This is a genomic window from Salegentibacter lacus, assembly GCF_020164555.1.
GTDB lineage: Bacteria > Bacteroidota > Bacteroidia > Flavobacteriales > Flavobacteriaceae > Salegentibacter > Salegentibacter lacus.
In genome coordinates, this window is the sequence record NZ_JAIQZB010000047.1 from 1 (window position 1) to 2,597 (window position 2,597).

The 2,597-nt window shown below is 49.6% G+C and carries 2 rRNA genes; both read left to right on the forward strand.

Features of this window, described 5'->3' with window-relative positions:
• A 23S ribosomal RNA gene (locus tag LB465_RS17960) occupies positions 1–2,266 on the forward strand; the annotation flags it as partial.
• Positions 2,267–2,446: 180 nt separating this feature from the next.
• Positions 2,447–2,555: ribosomal RNA gene (gene rrf, locus LB465_RS17965) — 5S ribosomal RNA — on the forward strand.
• Positions 2,556–2,597: the final 42 nt, after the last annotated feature.

Consider the following 2,597-nt stretch of genomic DNA (forward strand, 5'->3'; position numbering starts at 1 on the left):
GGGGTGACGGCGTGCCTTTTGCATAATGAGCCTACGAGTTACCGTTTCCAGCAAGGTTAAGCAGTTCAGCTGTGGAGCCGTAGCGAAAGCGAGTCTTAATAGGGCGTTTTAAGTTGGTAATGGTAGACGCGAAACCGTGTGATCTACCCTTGGGCAGGTTGAAGCTGTGGTAACACATAGTGGAGGACCGAACCCGTTGACGTTGAAAAGTCTTGGGATGACCTGAGGGTAGGGGTGAAAGGCCAATCAAACTCGGAAATAGCTCGTACTCCCCGAAATGCATTTAGGTGCAGCGGTATAATAGTTTTATAGAGGTAGAGCTACTGATTGGATGCGGGGGCTTCACCGCCTACCAATTCCTGACAAACTCCGAATGCTATAAAATGTTTTATATCAGTGAGGGCATGGGTGCTAAGGTCCGTGTCCGAGAGGGAAAGAACCCAGACCATCAGCTAAGGTCCCCAAATATATGTTAAGTTGAAGAAACGCGGTTGGACTGCCCAGACAGCTAGGATGTTGGCTTGGAAGCAGCCATTCATTTAAAGAGTGCGTAACAGCTCACTAGTCGAGCGGTCCGGCATGGATAATAATCGGGCATAAACATATTACCGAAGCTATGGATTTCATATTTAGATATGGAGTGGTAGGGGAGCATTGTAACAGAGATGAAGGTGTACTGCGAGGTATGCTGGATTGGTTACAAAAGAAAATGTAGGCATAAGTAACGATAATGCGGGCGAGAAACCCGCACACCGAAAGACTAAGGTTTCCCCAGCTATGCTAATCAGCTGGGGGTTAGTCGGGACCTAAGGCGAACCCGAAAGGGGTAGTCGATGGACAACAGATTAATATTTCTGTACTTGCCCCACGCTAAAGCGGACGGAGGCGAACAGTTGGTGCGTGCTGACGGAATAGCACGTTGAAGGGAGTGGTAACACCCCGATAGTACACAAAAGCTTCGGCCGGCGTGATAATCCAGCGAATCGACTTCCAAGAAAAGCGAGTGGAGGCAACCCGTACCGTAAACCGACACAGGTAGTTGGGATGAGAATTCTAAGGTGCTCGAGAGATTCATGGCTAAGGAACTAGGCAAAATGGGCCCGTAACTTCGGGAGAAGGGTCGCCCCGCTTCGGCGGGGCCGCAGTGAAGAGGTCCAGGCGACTGTTTATCAAAAACACAGGGCTCTGCTAAATCGAAAGATGATGTATAGGGCCTGACACCTGCCCGGTGCTGGAAGGTTAAGAGGAGATGTTAGCTTCGGCGACGCATTGAATTGAAGCCCCAGTAAACGGCGGCCGTAACTATAACGGTCCTAAGGTAGCGAAATTCCTTGTCGGGTAAGTTCCGACCTGCACGAATGGTGCAACGATCTGGACACTGTCTCAGCCATGAGCTCGGTGAAATTGTAGTATCGGTGAAGATGCCGATTACCCGCTACGGGACGAAAAGACCCCGTGCACCTTTACTATAGCTTAGTATTGACTTTGGACAAGTGATGTGTAGGATAGGTGGGAGACATTGAAGCGGTATCGCCAGGTATCGTGGAGTCATTGTTGAAATACCACCCTTTACTTGTTCGGAGCCTAACCTCATTTGATGAGGGACAGTGCTTGGTGGGTAGTTTGACTGGGGTGGTCGCCTCCAAAAGAGTAACGGAGGCTTCTAAAGGTTCCCTCAGCACGCTTGGTAACCGTGCGTAGAGTGCAATGGCAAAAGGGAGCTTGACTGAGAGACATACAGGTCGATCAGGTACGAAAGTAGAGCATAGTGATCCGGTGACACCGCATGGAAGGGTCATCGCTCAAAGGATAAAAGGTACGCCGGGGATAACAGGCTGATCTCCCCCAAGAGCTCACATCGACGGGGGGGTTTGGCACCTCGATGTCGGCTCGTCACATCCTGGGGCTGGAGAAGGTCCCAAGGGTTGGGCTGTTCGCCCATTAAAGTGGCACGCGAGCTGGGTTCAGAACGTCGTGAGACAGTTCGGTCTCTATCTGTAGTGGGCGTTAGAAATTTGAGTGGACCTGATCCTAGTACGAGAGGACCGGATTGGACCAACCTCTGGTGCACCAGTTGTTCCGCCAGGAGCATTGCTGGGTAGCTACGTTGGGAAGGGATAAGCGCTGAAAGCATATAAGCGCGAAACCCACCACAAGATGAGATTTCTTTAAAGGACCGTGGGAGACGACCACGTTGATAGGCCACAGGTGTAAAGGCAGCAATGTCATAGCCGAGTGGTACTAATAATCCGTAAAGCTTGATGCGATGCCCGCCTCCCGTAAGGGAGGGGGGCACTTGAATGCTTTTACCGCAGGATTCTATATTTTTTGTTTCTTAAATATGTCAACGTTATTAGAAGTGTGATATTAGATAGGAATTTTTAGGGAATACCCTAAAATCCAATAGCCTAAAGGCGATCTAAGATCTAATATCTGCTTAAAGACTTAAGGTGGTTATGGCAACGGGGCTCACCTCTTCCCATTCCGAACAGAGAAGTTAAGCCCGTTAGCGCAGATGGTACTGCTATTTGTGGGAGAGTATGTCGCCGCCTTTCTTTTGAACCCTTCATCATTATTTGATGAAGGGTTTTTTTATG